The organism is Sphingobium sp. 15-1, from assembly GCF_013375535.1.
Taxonomy (GTDB): domain Bacteria; phylum Pseudomonadota; class Alphaproteobacteria; order Sphingomonadales; family Sphingomonadaceae; genus Sphingobium; species Sphingobium aromaticivastans.
On sequence record NZ_JABXJG010000002.1, the window covers coordinates 161,303 to 176,971 of the forward strand.

Annotated in this window: 16 protein-coding genes; 8 read left to right on the forward strand and 8 right to left on the reverse strand. The window is 61.3% G+C overall.

Going from position 1 to position 15,669, the window contains the following annotated elements; all coding sequences use genetic code 11:
• Positions 1-22: 22 nt before the first annotated feature.
• The 4 genes from HUK72_RS17030 to HUK72_RS17045 all read left to right on the forward strand — a co-directional run bounded on the left by HUK72_RS17030 (position 23) and on the right by HUK72_RS17045 (position 5,385).
• Positions 23-1,801, forward strand: coding sequence for an FAD-dependent monooxygenase (locus HUK72_RS17030; protein ID WP_218036158.1), 1,779 nt, complete (start codon positions 23-25; stop codon positions 1,799-1,801).
• 121 nt (positions 1,802-1,922) lie between these two features.
• Positions 1,923-3,554 carry a transposase gene (locus HUK72_RS17035; protein WP_176596369.1) on the forward strand — a complete coding sequence of 544 codons (1,632 nt, stop codon included), beginning with the start codon at positions 1,923-1,925 and terminating at the stop codon, positions 3,552-3,554.
• Positions 3,518-4,465 (forward strand): fumarylacetoacetate hydrolase family protein, encoded by a 948-nt coding sequence (locus HUK72_RS17040; protein WP_176598004.1) that lies wholly within the window; start codon positions 3,518-3,520, stop codon positions 4,463-4,465. The genes HUK72_RS17035 and HUK72_RS17040 overlap by 37 nt, the downstream gene beginning before the upstream one ends.
• Complete coding sequence (locus HUK72_RS17045) at positions 4,462-5,385, forward strand: VOC family protein (protein WP_176598005.1); 924 nt, start codon at positions 4,462-4,464, stop codon at positions 5,383-5,385. Before HUK72_RS17040 ends, HUK72_RS17045 begins: the two co-directional genes overlap by 4 nt.
• A 211-nt stretch (positions 5,386-5,596) precedes the next feature.
• On the opposite strand, the gene HUK72_RS17050 is transcribed toward HUK72_RS17045, so the two are convergent.
• Both HUK72_RS17050 and HUK72_RS17055 read right to left on the reverse strand, forming a co-directional pair.
• A complete protein-coding gene (locus HUK72_RS17050; RefSeq protein WP_176598006.1) occupies positions 5,597-6,574 on the reverse strand; it encodes an NADPH:quinone oxidoreductase family protein in 978 nt (325 codons plus the stop codon).
• A gap of 77 nt (positions 6,575-6,651) precedes the next feature.
• Entirely contained in the window at positions 6,652-7,512 is an 861-nt protein-coding gene (locus HUK72_RS17055) for an amidohydrolase family protein (RefSeq protein ID WP_218036159.1), read from the reverse strand.
• A gap of 156 nt (positions 7,513-7,668) precedes the next feature.
• Here HUK72_RS17055 and HUK72_RS17060 point away from each other — a divergent pair, with 156 nt between their 5' ends.
• Positions 7,669-8,622: a fumarylacetoacetate hydrolase family protein gene (locus HUK72_RS17060; RefSeq protein WP_176598008.1), complete on the forward strand. Its 954-nt coding sequence runs from the start codon at positions 7,669-7,671 to the stop codon at positions 8,620-8,622.
• Between the two features lie 129 nt (positions 8,623-8,751).
• On the forward strand, positions 8,752-9,657 hold the full coding sequence (locus HUK72_RS17065) for a VOC family protein (RefSeq protein ID WP_176598009.1): 906 nt from the start codon (positions 8,752-8,754) through the stop codon (positions 9,655-9,657).
• A 54-nt stretch (positions 9,658-9,711) separates the two neighbouring features.
• Here the strand turns inward: HUK72_RS17065 and HUK72_RS17070 are convergent, their stop codons facing one another.
• Positions 9,712-10,116: a nuclear transport factor 2 family protein gene (locus tag HUK72_RS17070; protein ID WP_176598010.1), complete on the reverse strand. Its 405-nt coding sequence runs from the start codon at positions 10,114-10,116 to the stop codon at positions 9,712-9,714.
• A 254-nt stretch (positions 10,117-10,370) separates the two neighbouring features.
• Here HUK72_RS17070 and HUK72_RS17075 point away from each other — a divergent pair, with 254 nt between their 5' ends.
• Positions 10,371-11,108: a GntR family transcriptional regulator gene (locus HUK72_RS17075; protein ID WP_176598011.1), complete on the forward strand. Its 738-nt coding sequence runs from the start codon at positions 10,371-10,373 to the stop codon at positions 11,106-11,108.
• A 20-nt stretch (positions 11,109-11,128) separates the two neighbouring features.
• Here HUK72_RS17075 and HUK72_RS17080 read toward each other — a convergent pair whose 3' ends face one another.
• The 5 genes from HUK72_RS17080 to HUK72_RS17100 are packed head-to-tail and all read right to left on the reverse strand — an operon-like array spanning position 11,129 to position 14,359.
• Positions 11,129-11,881, reverse strand: coding sequence for an SDR family NAD(P)-dependent oxidoreductase (locus tag HUK72_RS17080; RefSeq protein WP_218036160.1), 753 nt, complete (start codon positions 11,879-11,881; stop codon positions 11,129-11,131).
• Positions 11,882-11,916: 35 nt separating this feature from the next.
• Positions 11,917-12,447 carry an ester cyclase gene (locus HUK72_RS17085; protein ID WP_176598013.1) on the reverse strand — a complete coding sequence of 177 codons (531 nt, stop codon included), beginning with the start codon at positions 12,445-12,447 and terminating at the stop codon, positions 11,917-11,919.
• Between the two features lies 1 nt (position 12,448).
• Positions 12,449-12,877 carry a heme-binding protein gene (locus HUK72_RS17090; protein ID WP_176598014.1) on the reverse strand — a complete coding sequence of 143 codons (429 nt, stop codon included), beginning with the start codon at positions 12,875-12,877 and terminating at the stop codon, positions 12,449-12,451.
• A 17-nt stretch (positions 12,878-12,894) separates the two neighbouring features.
• Complete coding sequence (locus HUK72_RS17095) at positions 12,895-13,905, reverse strand: alpha/beta fold hydrolase (protein WP_176598015.1); 1,011 nt, start codon at positions 13,903-13,905, stop codon at positions 12,895-12,897.
• A gap of 34 nt (positions 13,906-13,939) precedes the next feature.
• Positions 13,940-14,359, reverse strand: a complete 420-nt coding sequence (locus HUK72_RS17100; RefSeq protein ID WP_176598016.1) for a nuclear transport factor 2 family protein — start codon at positions 14,357-14,359, stop codon at positions 13,940-13,942.
• Between the two features lie 276 nt (positions 14,360-14,635).
• On the opposite strand from HUK72_RS17100, the gene HUK72_RS17105 reads away from it, so the two are divergent.
• Positions 14,636-15,553 carry a fumarylacetoacetate hydrolase family protein gene (locus tag HUK72_RS17105; protein WP_176598017.1) on the forward strand — a complete coding sequence of 306 codons (918 nt, stop codon included), beginning with the start codon at positions 14,636-14,638 and terminating at the stop codon, positions 15,551-15,553.
• The last annotated feature ends 116 nt before the right edge of the window (positions 15,554-15,669 follow it).

Here is a 15,669-nt window from a genome sequence, read left to right on the forward strand (position 1 = left end):
ATCGAAATCGGGAGCTAATGAAGTGAATATTCTGACAACCGATGTGCTGGTGGTGGGTTGCGGCCCCGCCGGGCTGACCATGGCGCTGGGGCTTGCGCGCGCGGGCATCGACGTGCTGGCCGTCGCCAAGCATTCCGGTACGGCCAATTCGCCGCGCGCGCACATCACCAACCAGCGGTCGATGGAGGCGTTTCGTCAGCTTGGCGTGGAACGGGCCGTGGCGGCGGCGGCGGTGCCCAATGAATTGATGGGCAATAATGTCTGGTCCACCAGCTTTGCCGATCCGGAAATCGGCCGGATGCAGGCCTGGGGATCGGGCGAGAAGCGGCGTACCGATTATGATGCCGCCAGTCCGAGCGAAATGTGCAATATAGCCCAGCACATCATGGAACCCGTCCTGCTCGACGCTGTCGTGGCCGAGGGCGCCCGGACGCGTTTTCGCAGCGAGTTTGTTTCGTTGCGCGAGGTTGGGGATGGCGTGGAAACGCGGTTGCGCGATCGCGACACTGGCGAGGAGTTTCTGGTCCAGTCGCGCTTCGTCATCGGCGCGGATGGGGCCAATAGCGCCGTCGCTTCTTCGATCGGCATCGATTTCGAAGGGGAGATGGGGCTTGGCGCGTCCGTCAACGCCTGGCTTGAGGTCGATCTCACCCAATATACGGCGCACAGGCCGGGCGTGCTTTACTGGATGACTCGCCCAGGCAATGATTATTGGGTGGGCAGCGGCACCTGGATCTGCGTCGAACCCTGGAAGGACTGGGTCATGCTGTTCATGTATGACCCGAACGGCCCGGAGCCCGACCTTAGCGACGAGGGCATCATTGCGCGGGCGCGCGCCACCATCGGGGACGATTCCATCCCCGTACGCGTCAAGGCGGTCAGCAAATGGCAGATCAACCATGTCGTGGCGAGCCATTATCGGATCGGCCGCACCTTCATTGCCGGTGACGCGGCGCATCGCCACCCTCCGGCGAACGGCCTGGGCACCAACACCTCCGTGCAGGACAGCTTCAACCTCGCCTGGAAGTTGGCAATGGTCATCAAGGGGCAGGCCAGCGCCTCCCTGTTGGACAGCTATAGCGCCGAACGCCAGCCGGTTGGCCGTCAGGTCGTGGACCGCGCAATGAAAAGCGTGGGCGGCATGCGTCCCATTGCGGATGCTCTTGGCTTCCGTCCCGAACAGAGCGAGGCTGAGGGGTGGGCCAGCCTAGAAGAACTGCGCGGCGATACGCAGCGGGGGCGCGAACGCCGCGAGCAACTGTCCAAGGCCATCGAACTTCAAAATTATCAGTTCAATTGCCACGGCGTCGAAATGGGGCAGGTCTACGCCTCCGACGCAATCCTGCCCGACGGAAAGAGCGCGCCGGTGCCGACAAGAGATGCGGAGCTCTTCTACCATCCCAGCACATTCCCCGGTGGACGCCTTCCCCATGTCTGGCTGGAACAGGACAAGCGCCGCATATCGTCGCTCGACCTGTGCGCTTGGGACGGCTTCACATTGCTGACCGGCACTGGAGGAACGGCCTGGGTGGATGCCGCGTCGCGGGTGGCGCGGGATTGCGGCATTCCCCTATATGCCCACCGTATCGGGCCGGCGTGCGAGGTGACCGACATTTACGGCGATTGGAGCGCGATCAGCGAGGTGTCCGACAGCGGGTGCGTCCTGGTTCGGCCCGACCATCATATCGCCTGGCGATGCGCCGATATGCCATCCGACCCTGCGGCGGCGCTTGAAACGGTCATTCGCGCGATTACCGGGCGGGCCGTCGCTGCGGAACGCCAACTTGTCGCGCCCCGGTGAGTGCGCAGCAGCCGTTATTTTATCCATGATTATTCGAGGGTTTGTATGAAGCTGATGTAAGCGGGGCAAATTTCCGTGCAGGGGTCTTTTCAAGCTTCACGGTTTGTGATTCACACTTTGGATGACTCCCGGTGGATCTGGCCCTGACGACGATGGCGGTTTTGCCGATTTACGCCGTGTGGTTGGTGCGCTGGCGGCGCAGGTGAAGTCGCTTCAGGATTCTCAGGACGAGCATGCTGCGGTAGTAGCACTGAAAGATGCCGAGATTGCGGCCCTGAAGGACGAGATCGCGCGGCTGAAAGGGCTGCCGCCGCGACCGAAGTTCAAGACGAAGCCATCGGGGATGGAGCAGGCAACATCGAAGCCGAAGAGCAAGAAAGGCCGTAAACGCGGCCGGGGATCGGTGCGTGACAAGCTGGCTGTAACGTCAGAAGTGAAGCTGAAGGCGGATGCGCCTGCCGGATCGAGGTTTCGCGGCTACGAAGACGTGCTGGTGCAGGATCTGAAGATCAGCGTCGAGGTGGTCCGCTATCGCCGGGAACGCTGGGAGGCGGCGACGGGCGAGCGGATATTGGCGCCTCTGCCGCCGGGCATCCTGGGTGGCTTTGGCTCCGAGCTTCGCCGCTTCATTGCCGCAGGTCACTTCCAGGGGCAGATGACGAGTGAACGGCTGACAGCCATCTTGAACGGAATGGGCCTGCAAATCTCCAAGCGGCAAGTTGTCCGTCTTCTGAGCAGGGGACTTGAAGCCCTGGTGGCTGAAGATCAGGCCGTTTTGCGCACAGGACTGGAGACCGCCCGGTGGATCAGCGTCGATGACACCAGCGCTCCCCATGCCCGGCGCAATGGCTATGTCACGCAACTGGGTGACCAGCGCTTTGCGGTGTTCCGGAGTGGCGTGTCCAAGTCCCGTGCCGCCTTTCTGGGTCTGCTCCAGGCCGGGCGCAGCGAGCATGTCGTCAATGACGTGGCAGTGGCCCGGATGCGCGAGATGAACATGGCGGCGGCCCAGATCGATGCCCTTGCAAGCCATGGTGACAAGCGCTTCGCTTGTGCCGAGGCCTGGGCTGCCCACCTTGCGGCGCTGGACTTCGACAAGCTCAACGTCCAGCCCGATCCGGTCAAGGTCGCTACCGAAAGTGCCCTGTGGGGTGCCATCAGCGAACAAGGCTTGCTGGGCGACACGGCGATCGTCTCCGATGGTGCCGGCCAGTTCCGGGTCGGAGACAATCATGCTCTGTGCTGGGTCCATTGCGAGCGGCTGGTGCACAAGCTCCAGCCCAGCTCGAAGAAAGATCGTGACGCCGTCGAGCTCAAACGCACCCTGATCTGGTGGCTTTATGCCGACCTCAAGGCATGGCAGCGCTATCCCGATCCCAAACGGGCCAGAGCCCTGCGGGTCCGCTTCGACCGTATCTTCACCAGGCGCACCGGTTACGTGATGCTCGACCGGCTGCTCACGCGCCTCCATCGCCAGAAGGCACAGTTGCTTCGCGTCCTCGAGCGCCCGGAAATCCCCCTGCACACCAATGGTTCGGAAAACGATATCCGCGCCTTCGTCACCAAGCGCAAAATCTCCGGCGGCACCGTCAGCCAGGCCGGAAGGATCGCCCGCGACACCATGATTGGCCTGCTCAAGACATGCGCCAAGCTGCGCATCTCTTTCTACCAATTCCTCGGCGACCGCTTCGCTGTCCCCGGCGCACCACACGTCCAATGGCTACCAGACCTCGTCCGGCACGCCCCAGCCTGAACGCCCGGGAATCTGCCCCGGTTACGAAGCTGATCAGGTTCGTTGCGGGGGATGGAAAGCCGCATCTGGGTGTCGTGCAGGACGGCGGCGTCGTGGATCTCACCAGGGCGGGCATCGGTTATGCGACGATGCTGGAGCTAGTCGGGGCGGGGTCCGCGGGACTTGAGGCGGTCCGCGCAATCCTTGCGACGAACCCGGCAGTCGACGCGTTCGATCCCAAATCCTTGCTCGCCCCGATTGAGAGGCCGGGAAAATATCTCGCGATCGGCATGAATTATCAGAAGCATGTTGAGGAAGCCGACAAGCTGGGCGTTGCGCGTTCCAAGCATCAGGTGTGGTTCAACAAGCAGACCACATGCCTGTGCGGTCCCCATGATCCGATTGAACCGGGGGTGACCGAAAAGCTGGACTATGAAGTCGAACTTGGCGTCGTGATCGGGAAGGCCGCCAAATATGTCGATGCCGCCGACGCCTATTCCCATATATTCGGCTATTTCGTGGCGAACGACGTGTCCGCGCGCGATTGGCAGTTCCATTCACCGACCTTCACCATGGGCAAGTCGTTCGACACCCATGGGCCCATCGGCCCCTGGATCATAACGGCCGATGAAATCGCAGACCCGCAGAAGCTGGACCTGTATTGTTATGTCAATGGAGAGCTTCGCCAAAGCAACAATACGGCGAACATGATCCACAGGATCGACGAGCAGATCGCTTATCTTTCGACCGCGTTCACGCTTGAGCCCGGCGACCTCATCGCCACCGGTACGCCTGAAGGCGTTGGCGTCGGCATGGAACCGCCGTGTTTCCTGCAGCCAGGCGATGTCGTGCGGTGCGAGGTGGAGGGGATCGGCGTCATCGAAAACCGCGTGGCCGATGGTTCGGTCCCTGTGGAGCGGAGGGTGTCATGACTGTAACGGGGTTGCTGTCGGTAACGTTGGAAGTGCCCGATCTCGAACCCGGCATTCGGTTTTACGGGGATGCCGGGCTGGAGGTATCGGTCGAGGGAGAAACGGCATTCTTCCGGTGCAAGGGCCAGGCTGAAGCCGCGATCGTGCTCAAAGGAGGGCATGGGCGCAAGCGCCTCCACCACCTCGCCCTGCGGGCGCAAGAGCTGGATCGGCTTCCCGCCCTCGTTTCGCGGGCGGGCGGCGCCGTTGTCCCGCCGCCGGAGGGTCACTCGACCGCAGGTCTTTGGGTGACCGATCCGCACGGGATGCTGATCCATCTGCTCGACGTGCCGGCTGCGCCAGCATTGACGCCGAACGACCGGCCTTTCACGATCAATGAGCCCGGCCGTGTTGGCCGGGTTCGCCGGTCGGCCATTCTGCCGGCTTCGGCTTATCCTTCCGTGCAGCCGCTTCGGCTGGGCCATGCATTGGTTTTCACGCCGGACGTGAGCGCCAGCGTCGCCTTCATGACAGAGGGACTCGGCATGGGCCTGGCCGACCGAGCGCAGGACGTGATCGCCTTCTGCTGCGCCCGCCGGGACAGCGACCATCATGTGATCGCCTTCGCCAAGTCGCCCGGCGTGGGCTTCCATCATGCGAGCTTTCAGGTGGCGGACCCGGATGCCGTGGGCAGGGGCGGGCGCAGCCTGACCAAGAAAGCGGGAAAGGGGGATTGGGGCTTTGGCAGGCATACCATCGGCTCCAACTTCTTCCACTATATTCAGGATCCCTGGGGGAGCTGGTTCGAATATTTTTCGGACATGGATTTCATCGACGATTATGCGCTCTGGACGCCGACAAATTACGGCATGGAAGATAGTCTGGCGAGTTGGGGGCCGGATGTTCCCCATGACTTCGTGCATAATTACGAGATGGATTGAGCGGTCGGGGAAAGGGCCTGTTGCACGGATGATGCGGGATGCCGCAGGCCCTTGGCGGAACATTTTAATCGATAATATATATTATGTTAAACTCACCATCATCCAACACCCTCCGCCGTCCACCACCATCCCCCCCAGGCTCAATCCTCCAATATCCGGCTATGCCGCTGCGTGTCGCGCATCCGGACATGGCCGATCAGCAAGCGGCTAGCTATTGCATCGACACAACGACCTTGCCGGTGGCGCGGCGGTCGCGAAGGTCGCTGATCGCTTGCGAGGCCTGATCCAAGGGATATACGGCGGACAATTGCGGTCTTGCGACGCCCGTCGCATAGAGCGCCGCCAGCGCTTCGGCATGCGCGCGCCCATTTTCCGGTTCGCGGTCAAGGAATCCGCCCCAGAACACGCCAACGACCGAAACCCCTTTGAGCAGGACGAGGTTGAGAGGAATTTTGGGAATCTCGCCGCTGGCAAAACCGACGACCAGATAGCGCCCATTCCACTTTGTCGATCGCAGGGCCGTTTCCGCGAGCGCGCCGCCGACCGGATCGAATATGACGTCGACCCCCTCTCCTCCGGTCAAAATCTTCAACTGCTCCCGCAGATCGCCGTTCGCATAGTCGATGCAGTCGTCGGCGCCGATCGACCGGCAATAGTCATTCTTCTTCGCGGACGAAGTGGCGGCGATCACCCTTGCGCCGATCGCCTTGCCGACCTGAATCGCGGCCGTGCCGACGCCGCCTGCGGCCCCAAGCACGAGCAGCGTTTCGCCCCGGCGAAGCCCACCGCGATCTTCCAGAGCATGCAGCACCGTCCCATATGTCAGCAGAGAGGCCGCCGCCTCCTCATAGGGCATCCCCGCCGGCTTGGCGATCAGCCGCTTTGCATCGACCACCACCTCTTCAGCGAGCCCGCCCCATATGATGAAGGCCATCACCTCGTCGCCAACGGACCATCCGTCGACGCCGGGGCCGACCTTTGCGATGATGCCCGAAATCTCGCCGCCAGGCGCAAAGGGAAGGTCCGGCTTGAACTGATATTTATTCTCGATGATCAAGGCATCGGGGAAATTAATCCCGCATGCCTTGACCGAAACCACGACCTGGCCCTTCCCCGGTTCCGGCGAAGATAATTCGGTAAGTTGCAGGGTTTCAGGGGGACCATATTCTTTGCACAGAACCGCCTTCATGGTGGCTTTCTCCAAGATAATTGCTGGTGCGGTCAGAGGTGAATCACCGGGCATGGGCAATTCAGCCCGCTCGTCGGTCAGATGTCCATGCCCAGTTTCTGGAAGAACCGCCGGGCGTTGTTCGACCAGATGTCTTCCAGCACGTCGTCCGACAGGCCCAGACCCTTCCAGTCTTCGACAAGGCGACCATAGTTGAACAAAGGGTAATCCGCGCCGAACATCGCCTTGTCGCGCAGGCGCCGCGACAGGTCGTAGACAAGTTCCGGAGTAAAATAGCGCGGCGACCAGCCATGCAGTTCATACATGATGTTCGGCTTGTGGAGCAGGATCGCGATGGTTTCCGACTGCCACGGCCAGGCGGGGCGCCCGGCGATCAGGGTCAGATCGGGGAAGCGCGCGGCGACCTCGTCCAGATGGCGTGGATGGCATGAATCGAGCAGGATGCCGCCGCCGCCCGGCAATCCGGCGCCCAGCCCCGTCGTCCCGACGAAGATGAGGGCAGGCACGCCGGCCTCTATGCACAGATCATAGAAGGGCTTCCAGCTAGGGTCGCTGGCAGGCGGCCCGTTCGAGCCGTTGACCGCCAGTCCGACGAAACCCACGCGCGCCTCTATGCAGCGGCGGAATTCCTCCAGCGAACCGCTGACGCCGGGCTGGCCGTGAATCCAGTGCCCCAGCACCACATCCCTGTTCGCCCGTTCGAAATCCATGCCATATTCGTGAACCTCACGCGCCTCCGCCGGGGGGAGCGTTTTCGTGAAGCCGAAATCCAGGATCGTCCGAACGCCGGCGGCACGCAGATCGTCCGCCATTTCCTCTTCGGTCCGGTAGAATGGCTTGGACCGAAAATAATTCTCCTGATGCTCAAGCTCCTCCGCCGAGCGAGCGACATACCCACGGCGAGTCGCCCAATGTGAGTGCATGTCGATTAGAGGCATTTCCTAACTCCTGTCCGTGGGCCGGCTTCTCTGCGGCTGCCTCTCAATACAAATTTATCTCATTTGTGTAAAGATAGATAGATTTTCGATTATTTATTGACGCTTCGAACAGGGTGTGTTTGAAGAGGGAGAATGATAAGCCCGGAGGCGCAATTTATGACATTTTCACTCGCCACCTTGCGGAGCGACGGGGCAGCGATCCCAGCGATTGAGATTGAGGGCCGGTTCTGGCCGATCGAGGGATTGTTCCCGGAATTGAAGAGCCTGACGGCCGATGGCGGCCTGCTGGGCCTGTTCCGGCAATGGGACAGGGTCGAGGCGATGCTGGTCGCGGCATTGAGCGACCCCGCCTTCGTTCCCAACGCATCGGTCGAACCGCTCGACCCGGCGGAGGACGATTTCCTCGCCCCCCTGCTCTACCCCTCCAAGGTCGTCCTGATCGGCGGCAACTATGCCGACCATGTCCAGGACGATGCCGGCGAGACCTTCAACAAGGAGGATAATCTTCCCCTCCTCTTCCTCAAGCCGCCGACGACCAGCCTGGTGGGCAGTGGAAAGTCGGTGCGCTATCCCACCCAGTCCCAGAAGCTGGACTGGGAGCTGGAACTGGCGGTCGTGATCGGTCGCGGCGGCCGCAAGATCAAGGCGGACGAAGCGATGGACCATGTCGCGGGCTATACCATCGGCCTGGACCTCACCGTGCGCGACTGGCAGATGGACGCGCGCCATCTGGGCACGTTCGACATGGTCACCGGCAAGGCCTTCGACGACAGTTGTCCGCTTGGCCCCAAGATCGTGCCCAAGCGCTTCGTCGATCTCCAGGCGCTCGACATCAGGCTCACCGTCGATGGCGAGCTCAAGCAGAACGGCAATAGCGGCAATATGACATGGACCGTGCCCGAAATCATCGAGGCCGTTTCGGAGCATATCACCCTCGAACCTGGAGACGTCATCCTCACCGGCACCCCGGCCGGCGTCGGTTTCCCAACCGGAACCTTCCTCAAGGTCGGATCAAGGCTCGTCGGGGAAATCACAGGCCTCGGCAAACTCGCCGTCGAAATCGCCGGGGACGAGGGCGCGGCTCTTCCAAGGGATCTGGCGGCTGCCTGAAAAAACGATCGCGCTCTTGCGCCTTGCCTGCACCTTTCGGCTCCGTCACCATGGTCCGTTGCAGGCAGGGCCGCGGGCGAGACCGGTCGGAATATAAGAATCTTCGGAGAGGAAGATGGAGTCATTGACATGGTAGGCATTACGGAACTCGGCTATATCGGCATCGGCATATCCAACGAGGCGGCCTGGAAGGAATATGCGGCGGCGGTCATCGGCATGGAGGTCTGGGACGGGGAGCGCGACGACCGTTTCTACCTGAGGCTCGACAATTGGCATCACCGCATCGTCGCGCACAAGGACGGCAGCGACGACCTCCTCTATCTCGGCTGGCGGGTGGCTGGCCGGAAGCAATTCGAGGAAATGCAAGATCAACTCGCCGCCGCCGGCCTGGAGTTCCGCCAGGGAACGCGGGAGGAGGCAGAGGAGCGGCACGTCCTTGAATTGCTGAAATTGACCGATCCGGCGGGCATCCAGACCGAAATCTTCTATGGCCCCGAGGTCTGCATGAATCGCCCGTTCCATCCCGGACGGCCGCTTCATGGCCGCTTCCTGACGGGAAATGCAGGCCTGGGCCATTGCATCGTCGCGCAGCCGGATCATGAAGCGGCCTATCGTTTCTACAGCGCCTTGGGCTTCGAAGGCGGCGTGGAGGTCAAGATCGGACCGCCCGAAGTGCCGGTCTATGCCGAACTGACCTTCATGCATTGCAATGAACGGCAGCATTCGATCGCCTGGGGCGCGCCGGGCGCCGCGAACAAGATGATGAATCATCTGATGATCGAATATGATGACGTGAAGGATCTGGGCGCCGCGCATGATCGCGTCCGGGAGCGCCAGATAGCGGTGGCGATGAATCTGGGCATCCATGCCAATGATCGCGTGCTGAGTTTCTATGCGGCCAACCCGTCCGGCTGGCTGATCGAACTCGGCGCGAGCGTGGGCCAGCCCTTCCCGTCGCAGAGCGAATATTATCGCGCCGATATTTTCGGTCATAAGGTCGAGAAGGCTGGATTCATCTTCGCGGAGCGCGAATGACGGTGGCCCCGGCGCACGGCATCCCGCCTTGCGCCGGGGTCGGGGATCGAGTCTTCAGGTGCACGCCCAGGCCACGTTGAAGCTGTCTTCCAGAAGATGGAAGGATTTGATGCGGCCGTGTTCGACGATGATGTTCGCGGCGATCTCCGTCTCTATCAGCTTGCCGGTCCGCAACACGCGGGTTGCGAGTGCGCCCAGCACGACCACGCGATTGCCCTTCACCAGCATGTCGGTCAGTTCGAAATGCTCGGATGCCGTCTGGGCGCGCAGCAGGGCGTAGCATTCGGCAACGGCGGCCTTCGAAGTCCGGTGGCCGATCCAGGGCACCACGCTGGTGTCCCCCGCGACAAGCCAATCGACATCGTCGCTGATCATCTCGGCTATCTCCGCCACATCCTCCGCCGTTCCGACGCGGCGGAAAAACTCTTCGACGACGGCTTGGGGATCTTGCGTCTGCATCAAGGGCCTCTCCATTGGGAAAAATTCGGTTGCTGCCGGATCTTGCCGGTCATCGGATCGAAGGCTGCGAAAAGGAATTGCGACCTTTCCGTCAGCCATTTTCAGGCCCTTATCAGTGGCACAGGCCGGACATGGCGTCAAATATATTCGATAATAATATCTGTTATATATAATTTCACATTATAAACAGACTAGTTGAGGAGTTGGAAATAGGCTAGAAAGCGATAAAAGCGCGCATTTAAGAGGTAGTCGCATTGAAAATCGACAATCAGGTCAAAAGCTCTCCCGAAACCGCTGCGGGAGGCAATGACAACGGCGCCACGCGTGCCCGGGACACCTACCATATCATCAAGCGCGACATACTTGAGTGCCGGCTGCTGCCGGGCGCCAAACTCAAGCTCGATCAGTTGCGGACGCGCTACGACGTCGGAGGAAGTCCCCTTCGGGAAGCGCTGGTGCGTCTGTCGGCCGATGGACTGGTCGTGCTGGAGGATCACCGCGGATTTTACGTCGCGCCGGTATCGCGCGCTGATCTTGTCGACGTCACGAAGATGCGCATCATGCTGGAGACGCGCGCCCTGTCGGACTCGATCGAGCATGGAAGCGACGAGTGGGAATCCCGGGTGATCGGCGCCTATCATTATCTGTCCAAGACGGAGACCTTCATCGACGGCAACCGGATCATGGGCCAGGATTGGGAAAGCCGCCACCGGGACTATCACACGACGCTGGTCGAGGCCTGCGCCTCGCCCTGGCTGCTGCGCCTTCGCGGCTTGCTTTACGACCAGGCGGATCGCTATCGCCGCTTGTCGCTCTTGTCGCAGCGCGCTTCGCCGCAAAGCCGGCCCGCCAATACGGAGCATAAGCAACTGCTGGACACGGTTCTGGCGCGGGACGTGGACGCGGCCTGCGCCATATTGGCGAAACATATCCAGAAGACGACGGATATTCTGATCGATGACCCAGAACTGCAGCGTTATCTTTCGCCCTGAGACGGCATTTCTGGCCAGCCTCAGGCCATCATCGCCCCGTCGATCGTGATCTCCGATCCGGTGATGTAGGACGCCTCGTCGGACATGAGGAAACGCATGAGCCGCCCTATATCCTCCGGCTTGCCATAGCGCCCGATCGGAATGGTTGAGAGAATATGGGCCTGTTCCTCCGCCGTGTGCGATTTCAGCATGTCGGTCTCGATCGAACCGGGCGACACTGAAACGACCCGGATGCCGAAGGGAGCGAACTCCCTCGCCGCGCAGCGCGTCATCCCGCGAACCGCCCATTTGGATGTGGCATAGGCGAACATCCCCGGAAATCCGCGCTGTCCGACGATCGACGCCAGGTTGATGATGACGCCGCCGCCGGCCTTCTTCATTGGTTCCAGGACGGCCTGCATGCCCAGGAAGACGCCAAGCTGATTGACCCTGTAGATGCGGTCCATCAGCTCGACCGTCGTATCCGCAAGGTCGCAGCTCTTGAAAATGCCGGCATTGTTCAGAAGCCCGTCAATGCGGCCGTGATCGCGCAGAACGCTGGCGACCACGCTCGTCCAGGAGGCGGGATCGGACACGTCATGGCGGAGGTAGCCGATATGGGCCGCTGCGTCCGCAGGCAGGCCGGCATGGTCCGGCTCCTCGACGTCTAGGACGACGACCTTCGCCCCGCTTTCGGCAAATGCCAGGGCCGCCGCGGCGCCCAGTCCGCGCGCGCCGCCGGTGACCAGGATGACCTTGCCCGACAGATCGTCCTTCTCCTTCATTCCCATCATTTTCCTCCACTATATCTTGACGGCAGCGCGCATGGTCACGGGATGCGGGCGAGCTGCCTCGCCACGGCGGGAACGTCCATCAAGAACCACATTTCCGAAAAGCGGCCATCGACAACCTTGTAAAAGCAGAATTCGGTAAACTCGACCGAAGCGCCGGTCGGGCTCAGGCCCACCCATGGCCTGGCAGGCGTGCCCGTGTCGCGCAGCTTGGCGACCAGGCGTCCGCCCTCGACCACCAGTTCCTCAAGATGCCATGTGAAGTCCGGCACCGCATCGATGATCCCCTTCAGCGATATGATGACATCGTCCCGTCCGCGCTCAACGCCGTTCATCAGGACTTTGTCGTGGATCAAGGTCGCGACGAAGTCATAGTGGCGGGCATTCACGGCTTCCAGATAACGCGCATAAAAAGCATGCAGTTCGGCGGTGGACATGTCGTTGTTCCTTGGCGTCTTCGATGGCTTGAGGCCGGATGCGGCGAACGCCATGCACGGGGCGATCAACATGGCGGCCAGCGCTGCGGCGCCCGCGTGGACCAGGCTGCGGCGGTCGATATTCCCGGTCATTTCAGGCCTGGCTGGCCAGGCCGGCGGCGGCGATGCCCTCCAGCGCGCAAATCTCGTCATTGTCGCTGGTATCGCCGGTTACGCCGACGGCGCCGAGCGGCGCGCCGCCGTCATCGACAACGATGATCCCGCCCGCCGCCGGAATGACGCCAAGCGGACTGATCGGCCCCAGCGCACCGATAAAGGCCGGGCGCTCCGCCGCCATATCTCCGATCTTGCGGCTTGAGACGCCAAGCGCGAGCGCCCCGCCCGCCTTCCCGCACGCGATCTGCGGGCGCAGCGTCGAGGCGCCGTCCTGACGTTCGAAGGCGATCAGATGGCCGCCCGCATCCAGCACCGCCACGCTGAGTGGCTTGAGGCCAAGCGCCCCCCCCTTGGCGAAAGCGGTGGCGATGATGGTGCTGGCCTGTTCAAGAGTGATGCGGCTCATACGGAAATCCTTTTGTTTCAGGTGATTGCGTGCGGATGAGACAGGCCCATCGGATCGCGCATATTGTCGCTATGCGCGGGATTGTCCTTTCGGTATCCCTCCAGAAATTCCATCGTCAGCGCCAGAAATTCGGCCGGCTTCTCTTCGGCCGGATAATGGCCGCAATCGGCAATGACCTCCGATCGCAGATGTTCGGCCAGCGTCGCCATCTCCGCTTCGATCATCTCGCCGCAACAATATTCCCCAGCAATCGTCAGGACGGGCATTTTCAGCATATCCCCCTCCCCCCGCCGACGATGTTGCGGAAGCGACAGGTCGAGGGCGCGATAAAATTCGAAACTGGCGCGAAGCGCGTCAGGATTGCGGAGCTGTTCGATATAAAGGTCTTGCGCGTAACGCGGGACAGCATCCGGGCTGGCCGCCTTCGTTGCGAATTGATGGCGGAAATACAGATCCTCGCGACCGCGCACCAATTGCTCGTTGATCCCTATCGCCCGATTGAAATTATGATGCCAGAGCATATCGCTCAACCGCCGGTCGTCCGGAAGGAGGGGCGGCGAAGGCGAGACCCCCAGGATCAGGGATTCGCTGAGGATGATGCGCTCGATCCTGTCAGGGCGGTCGGCGGCCATGGCATAGCCGGTCCACATGCCAATATCGTGACCCAGCATGGCGAAATACTGGTGCCCCAGCGCGTCCATCAGCGCGAACATGTCGGCAACCCGGCTATCGGTGTCATAGCCCGTCTCCGGCTTGTCGGACAAGCCGACTCCGCGAGGATCGGCCGCGATCACCGTGAAATGCGCGGCGAGAGGGCGCATCAGATAGCGGAAGGCGAACCAGTTTTGCGGCCAGCCCGCGAGCAGCAGCAAGGGGCGACCCGATCCCCCGATCACCGCATGAATATGGCCATCGTCGACCGGGACGAGATAGCTTTCGAACAGCGCGTCCAGGCGCAAATCTCCCGGCACGTCATGCACGGAGCCGCGGCCTGTCGCCGTTTCGAACGTATATTCTGGACTGGCCATGTGAAGCTCTTCCGCTCTATTCATCGGTATCGGCCTATTGTTGCGCGCATGCCTCAAGGATCTGAGCCGTGTCCCAATAAAATGGCCGGAATTCGATCAGGCGATCATCCTCGGCGCGGACATATTGAAAACAGTCCAGCGGAAAGGATTTTCCCGAATTGCGCGACACCGCGACCATCTTGATCTTGGTGATCACCACCAGACCGCAATCGAACTGCTCGGTTTCGAGAAGCTGGACGCTGGAGAATGTCCGATCAAATGCTTCAAGCCAGGCCTTGAGGCCGTCGACACCTTTCCATTCCCCGCCAAAAGGCAGCGAATCCGCCTGATGCATGATGCAATCGGGGTGAATGAGATCGGCCATGATGGAGAAATCGCCTCCATCCGGGGAGAGATAGTGATATTCCTTTTCGTAGAATTCGTTGAGAATCTCTTTTGCGCTTCGCCCTGCCATAGCCTTGTCCTTCAGATGCGCCGTCTCGGCCGATATGACCTCTCCGATAGGCCCGGATCGCGCCGGATGACCCGGCGGAAGTGCGTGCCGTCGTGTCGAAGGCCGCTTACCCCATCAGATGCATATCGCCTCTCCTGCCCGACCTTATCGCGACGGGATCAGTCATACATAAAGCATCTTAACTTGTAAATAAGATCATATTTTCGATTATTCGTTGACGAATCGATCAAGCCGTGCTTCAAGGCTGGCAACGAAAAGCCTCGGAGATGGATCGGCATGACATTTTCACTCGCCACCTTGCGGAGCGACGGGGCAGCGATCCCAGCGATTGAGATTGAGGGCCGGTTCTGGCCGATCGAGGGATTGTTCCCGGAATTGAAGAGCCTGACGGCTGATGGCGGCCTGCTGGGCCTGTTCCGGCAATGGGACAGGGTCGAGGCGATGCTGGTCGCGGCATTGAGCGACCCCGCCTTTGTTCCCAATGCATCGGTCGAACCGCTCGACCCGGCGGAGGACGATTTCCTCGCCCCCCTGCTCTACCCCTCCAAGGTCGTCCTGATCGGCGGCAACTATGCCGACCATGTCCAGGACGATGCCGGCGAGACCTTCAACAAGGAGGATAATCTTCCTCTCCTCTTCCTCAAGCCGCCGACGACCAGCCTGGTGGGCAGCGGAAAGTCCGTGCGCTATCCCACCCAGTCCCAGAAGCTGGACTGGGAGCTGGAACTGGCGGTCGTGATCGGTCGCGGCGGCCGCAAGATCAAGGCGGACGAAGCAATGGACCATGTCGCGGGCTATACCATCGGCCTGGACCTCACCGTGCGCGACTGGCAGATGGACGCGCGCCATCTGGGCACGTTCGACATGGTCACCGGCAAGGCCTTCGACGACAGTTGTCCGCTTGGCCCCAAGATCGTGCCCAAGCGCTTCGTCGATCTCCAGGCGCTCGACATCAGGCTCACCGTCGATGGCGAGCTCAAGCAGAACGGCAATAGCGGCAATATGACATGGACCGTGCCCGAAATCATCGAGGCCGTTTCGGAGCATATCACCCTCGAACCTGGAGACGTCATCCTCACCGGCACCCCGGCCGGCGTCGGTTTCCCAACCGGAACCTTCCTCAAGGTCGGATCAAGGCTCGTCGGGGAAATCACAGGCCTCGGCAAACTCGCCGTCGAAATCGCCAATGGTTGAGGCAGTCCCCGAAATGTTGGACCGAGCTTAAAAATGCCGAACCGATGCGCGCCTCCGCCGCAGAGTGGCCTGGTTTAGAGGTGAGCACAGGCGAGTGAATATCGTCCGGTCGTTTT

Coding starts and splice junctions, on each gene's coding strand:
- HUK72_RS17035 (WP_176596369.1), top strand. CDS start 1,923: ATGACTCCCGGTGGATCTGGCCCTGACGACGATGGCGGTTTTGCCGAT.
- HUK72_RS17040 (WP_176598004.1), top strand. CDS start 3,518: ATGGCTACCAGACCTCGTCCGGCACGCCCCAGCCTGAACGCCCGGGAA.
- HUK72_RS17045 (WP_176598005.1), top strand. CDS start 4,462: ATGACTGTAACGGGGTTGCTGTCGGTAACGTTGGAAGTGCCCGATCTC.
- HUK72_RS17050 (WP_176598006.1), bottom strand. CDS start 6,574: ATGAAGGCGGTTCTGTGCAAAGAATATGGTCCCCCTGAAACCCTGCAA.
- HUK72_RS17055 (WP_218036159.1), bottom strand. CDS start 7,512: ATGCCTCTAATCGACATGCACTCACATTGGGCGACTCGCCGTGGGTAT.
- HUK72_RS17060 (WP_176598008.1), top strand. CDS start 7,669: ATGACATTTTCACTCGCCACCTTGCGGAGCGACGGGGCAGCGATCCCA.
- HUK72_RS17065 (WP_176598009.1), top strand. CDS start 8,752: ATGGTAGGCATTACGGAACTCGGCTATATCGGCATCGGCATATCCAAC.
- HUK72_RS17070 (WP_176598010.1), bottom strand. CDS start 10,116: ATGCAGACGCAAGATCCCCAAGCCGTCGTCGAAGAGTTTTTCCGCCGC.
- HUK72_RS17080 (WP_218036160.1), bottom strand. CDS start 11,881: ATGATGGGAATGAAGGAGAAGGACGATCTGTCGGGCAAGGTCATCCTG.
- HUK72_RS17085 (WP_176598013.1), bottom strand. CDS start 12,447: ATGACCGGGAATATCGACCGCCGCAGCCTGGTCCACGCGGGCGCCGCA.
- HUK72_RS17090 (WP_176598014.1), bottom strand. CDS start 12,877: ATGAGCCGCATCACTCTTGAACAGGCCAGCACCATCATCGCCACCGCT.
- HUK72_RS17095 (WP_176598015.1), bottom strand. CDS start 13,905: ATGGCCAGTCCAGAATATACGTTCGAAACGGCGACAGGCCGCGGCTCC.
- HUK72_RS17100 (WP_176598016.1), bottom strand. CDS start 14,359: ATGGCAGGGCGAAGCGCAAAAGAGATTCTCAACGAATTCTACGAAAAG.
- HUK72_RS17105 (WP_176598017.1), top strand. CDS start 14,636: ATGACATTTTCACTCGCCACCTTGCGGAGCGACGGGGCAGCGATCCCA.